A 4,027-nucleotide genomic window follows, 5' to 3' on the forward strand; every position below is an offset into this window, starting at 1 on the left:
CAGACTTTCTTTGTCAACCATTTCTTCAAGGGAAGTCATCCGGATTTGATTACGATCCTGACCATGTATATGTTCCATAAGTATGATTTGTGTTCCTATACAAGATAAGAATTACTCAAACCATTAACAATCAGAATACAAGAAAAGTTAATGCACAGTCTGACGTTTCGTGTAAGGAAAGTACGGGTTTGTAAGCTGTGGTTTTCCGAAGGAAAATCAGAAGCAAGCAAATAAGTACTGACCTTTCGATTAAGAAATAAAAATAGTTTTTTTTTACATATTGTTAGCTTTAGTTATTCTTAATTTCTCAAGCTGCCACTAATTCTTTTTAAAGCAAAAACAACATTCTGAATATCTTTTCTATCAAAAGTATCCTCTTCTATATAAAACAGCATCTCAACTCCCTTATCCAAACATTCTGCGAATTCTTGAGGTAGATAGAAAGCAATCATCAACTAATTTTGAAAAATCTATTTCTTGTTTTTTTATAAAACTTGTCAAATATGGCAAGTGTGAAAAAGTCAGAAGTTTTAAAAATTGTAGGTCAGAACATAAAAAGAATTAGACTCGAAAAAGGTTTAACGCAGGTGGATTTGGTCGGTAAAATTGAGGCACGAATTGATACAACGAATATTTCAAGAATTGAGCAAGGAAGGACTAATGCTACTATTCATACTTTATTCAAAATAAGTCAAGCTTTAGAAGTTCCTCTATCGGAAATTTGCGACGTATACATTTCCAAAAGTGTATAATTATTTTTTTTGAATTTAGATTCCTAAACGTCGCTCTCTATCACAAAACAACGTGGGTGAACTAATTAGTATCTAATTTAGTATCACATTTTTATAGCAAGTGGACAGGTTATTATAACTTATAATCATACAGATGCTGGTGACAGTCACAAGTCGATCACAAATAGGATGCTGAGCAAGTTATACCAAAAAGAAAAAGTGGTTTAAGTAAAAAGAAAATAGTAATTTTGAAGTACCGATAACTATCAGAATTGGCTAGTGCTTTTCATAGGACAACTTTGTTGTGTGTAGTTTTTAATCTTGTAACGCAAATCTTCTAACCGTTGGTTAATCTCCTCGGTAGTTAATTCAGTAATAATTTTATTTTTTATAATATTTTCCAAGGCTACAATTTGAGCTTTTTCTAACGCTTTGATTTCTGGTATTTGATAATTCGGTTTCACGCCAGTATGCTCCCAATTCGTATTTGTTTTGATATCACTTACATTACCATTAGGAACGAAAAATAAGAATTCATTATTGATGACAAACATATCTACAGGATTAGCTGCTCCTGATGTTGTTTCACCTACAATTGTTGCAATACCTCTGTTTTGTAAGTGATAACTGATGGATTCTGCTGCTGAAAATGAGTTTTTATTTGTTAGTATGTAAACGGGCTTATTCAAATATTTTTTTCCTAAGACCTTTTTCTTTGTCTTACTCAAGATGGTTTTGTTGTTGTATCTATAATAAACTTTGCTTAGTATTTCTTTTTTGTCAAAAAAATAACTACACAAAAGCAACAGCATTCCTTCGTCTCCCCCCCTGTTATTTCTTACATCTAAAATTAATGAGTTGGTGTTGGCTAGGAAGTTCATCGCAGCAGCTAATGTTTCTTTGGAAGAATTTGGCTCAGCAAAGCCCGTGTATTCTATGTAACCGATATTTCCAGGTAGCCTTTTGACTGTTTCGAACCCGAAGTTCCAACGTCTGTTGATTTCATCAAATAGCTTTTGTTGGTCTTTTTTAGAGTCTACATTCTTTAAAAAATTGGGACGATATAAAAGTGCGAAATGCTTATCTTTACCTTTGGTAGCCATTATAGAAGTAATGGTATCAGCAAACTGTTTTTTGGATAAGTCGGCAAATCCGTTTTCAGGAAGGTTTGATAATTCATTTTTAAGACTTTTAGCCGCTTCGGGGAAAATATAATACCTTGTAGTTTTATTTATCAGTGTATCAATAATTTTTCTGTAATCTGTCTTATTTTGAGCGAAAAATAAAAAAGGGGTTGCCGTAATTAATATTATTGCAAGAGTATTTTTGAATTTCATTATTGACAATTTTTAGTGATTCTTTTTAAAACATTGAATAGCTGTCTTTGTTCTTCTTCAGAAATTTCGTGTAATGCCGTTTCTCTATTCTTTTTTACCGTCGGTTTAAGTTTTTTAATAACTTTTTTACCTTTTTCCGTAATTTCTAATTTAACTTTTCGTTTGTCTTGGTTGTCCACTAATTTTAGTAAAAATCCTTTCCTTTCCATTAATTTGACAATCCTAGTCATTGATGCATAGTCTTTAAAAATCAAATCTGCAATTTCAGTTTGCGTTTTATCATTTTCCTTAATCATCATTAAAATTAATGTTTGATCAAGAGTTATGTCAGGCACAACTTGTGTTATGTTTTGCTGACTTAATTTACGGTAGGCTTTTATCGTTTCCTCGATAGAATAGAGGACAGTACTGGTTGGTGTTTTAAATCTCATAACTACTTAATATATCTAACAAAAATATCAAATGTAATTGATATATCAAGTAAATTTCAAAACTTAAATTGTGATGTTTGAAAGATTATTGTTAATAGTGAAGATATTTTTTGAAAATTCTGACTAACGTAAAATTATTGTGTTCAAAATCAACAATTTAAAATTAGTTGTTTTTTATCTCATTTTTCTCATCTTCGTTAGCCATAGTACTAAAGACTCTTTTGGAGTCTATGAGGGGTTAGATACAACGGTTTGTATAAATCTGGCCGGGTTTTCATGGCCAAAACCTACCAACTCGTTAAAGCCTTTAAATATATGTATTTCGTTGCAATTTAGCACTCCTCCCGGCTTGGATTTATACGTTGGCAACCGTTAATAATCCTCAAAACTTTTAATTAAAGAAATATTTTTCCGTTCAATTATGTTTATCTTATCATTAGCATTGTCCGATAAAGGGGAATACCATCCTTGGCTATCAAAATATTCTTTTAAATCTTTTGATCTGAATATGTATCCTTTATTTGCAAAAATCTCATTTCTAATTAATCGTAATTCCTTTTTTGAGTATTGACTTAAATCTTCTTTTGTTAATAATTTGGAAGAAGCAAATCCATATTTTCGTACTTGATTATTAAGGGTATCTAACTGTATTTGTTTTACAATTCCATTATCTGGTATTATATAATATTTATAAACAATGTCATTCCTTGTACAATCACCAAATTCATATCCCTCTTTATAAGATCCATAACTATCAACACAACTATTGTCTATCAAAATCCAAGAAACCAGTTTTGTTTCTATTAATTTATTATCAAAAATTTTGTATTCCTGAAAAGAATATTCTGGTATATCTTGAGGGTGATCACTTCCCTCTGACAACTCAAGGCCAGATAATGTTTGATGTTTAACACTAAAAAACTTTACATATTCAGACATGCTAACTCCAGTTGAAGTTTGAATTATCATCCCTATAATTGAATCATTGATATATAAAAACCTGGATATATCCTCCTTAAAGAAAGTGGGGGCACCCTCATTCGGAGTTTTGACAAATCCAGAGTATTTAGAAATAAGTTCTTTTGATGGCCTTTTATTATTTTTAATCACTTGGGTCATCCTCTTAAATTCAGTGTAATTTCTATCCTTTTCTTGGCCAGAAATACTCAAACTAAAAATTAAAACAATTGCTAAAAAAATATATTTTAAATTCATCATTATCTGTTGTGTTTGTATTACTGAAAACCTGTGCTTATGGTTGCCAACGTCTCGTGTATGGTGTCGTAGCTATCCCGCAGGGTAGCTATGCACTATACATTTTGTACCTGTTGCACAACCCTTATGTAAATATATAGAAAATATGTATCTTGTATTATGCAAGGCAAGAAAAGATTATCAAGAGAAATTATTTGCACAATTTCAATTGAGCGATCTCGTTCCCGAGCAGAACTTTTATAGACGCTTAAAAGGGGTATTGGATTTAGACTTTCTATACCCAATGACCAAGGGCTATTATGGAGAAAGCGGA

At 31.3% G+C, this 4,027-nt stretch carries 4 protein-coding genes; 1 reads left to right on the plus strand and 3 read right to left on the minus strand.

Features of this window, described 5'->3' with window-relative positions; genetic code table 11:
• Positions 1-503: 503 nt before the first annotated feature.
• Complete coding sequence (locus Q4Q35_RS01770) at positions 504-752, plus strand: helix-turn-helix domain-containing protein (protein WP_303276204.1); 249 nt, start codon at positions 504-506, stop codon at positions 750-752.
• Between the two features lie 245 nt (positions 753-997).
• Here Q4Q35_RS01770 and Q4Q35_RS01775 read toward each other — a convergent pair whose 3' ends face one another.
• From Q4Q35_RS01775 to Q4Q35_RS01785, 3 genes are all read right to left on the minus strand, one after another.
• Entirely contained in the window at positions 998-2,068 is a 1,071-nt protein-coding gene (locus Q4Q35_RS01775; RefSeq protein ID WP_303276205.1) for a S41 family peptidase, read from the minus strand.
• On the minus strand, positions 2,068-2,499 hold the full coding sequence (locus tag Q4Q35_RS01780) for a MarR family winged helix-turn-helix transcriptional regulator (protein WP_303276206.1): 432 nt from the start codon (positions 2,497-2,499) through the stop codon (positions 2,068-2,070). The genes Q4Q35_RS01775 and Q4Q35_RS01780 overlap by 1 nt, the downstream gene beginning before the upstream one ends.
• Before the next feature lie 372 nt (positions 2,500-2,871).
• The gene (locus Q4Q35_RS01785) at positions 2,872-3,717 is read right to left on the minus strand and encodes a YARHG domain-containing protein (RefSeq protein WP_303276207.1); all 846 of its coding nucleotides are present in this window, start codon (positions 3,715-3,717) and stop codon (positions 2,872-2,874) included.
• Between the last annotated feature and the right edge of the window lie 310 nt (positions 3,718-4,027).

It is taken from the genome of Flavivirga aquimarina (genome assembly GCF_030540835.1).
GTDB lineage: Bacteria > Bacteroidota > Bacteroidia > Flavobacteriales > Flavobacteriaceae > Flavivirga > Flavivirga aquimarina.

What these genes read in the sequence shown, in the direction of transcription:
- Q4Q35_RS01775 (WP_303276205.1), bottom strand. Translation starts at nt 2,068, where the DNA reads ATGAAATTCAAAAATACTCTTGCAATAATATTAATTACGGCAACCCCT.
- Q4Q35_RS01785 (WP_303276207.1), bottom strand. Translation starts at nt 3,717, where the DNA reads ATGATGAATTTAAAATATATTTTTTTAGCAATTGTTTTAATTTTTAGT.
- Q4Q35_RS01770 (WP_303276204.1), top strand. Translation starts at nt 504, where the DNA reads ATGGCAAGTGTGAAAAAGTCAGAAGTTTTAAAAATTGTAGGTCAGAAC.
- Q4Q35_RS01780 (WP_303276206.1), bottom strand. Translation starts at nt 2,499, where the DNA reads ATGAGATTTAAAACACCAACCAGTACTGTCCTCTATTCTATCGAGGAA.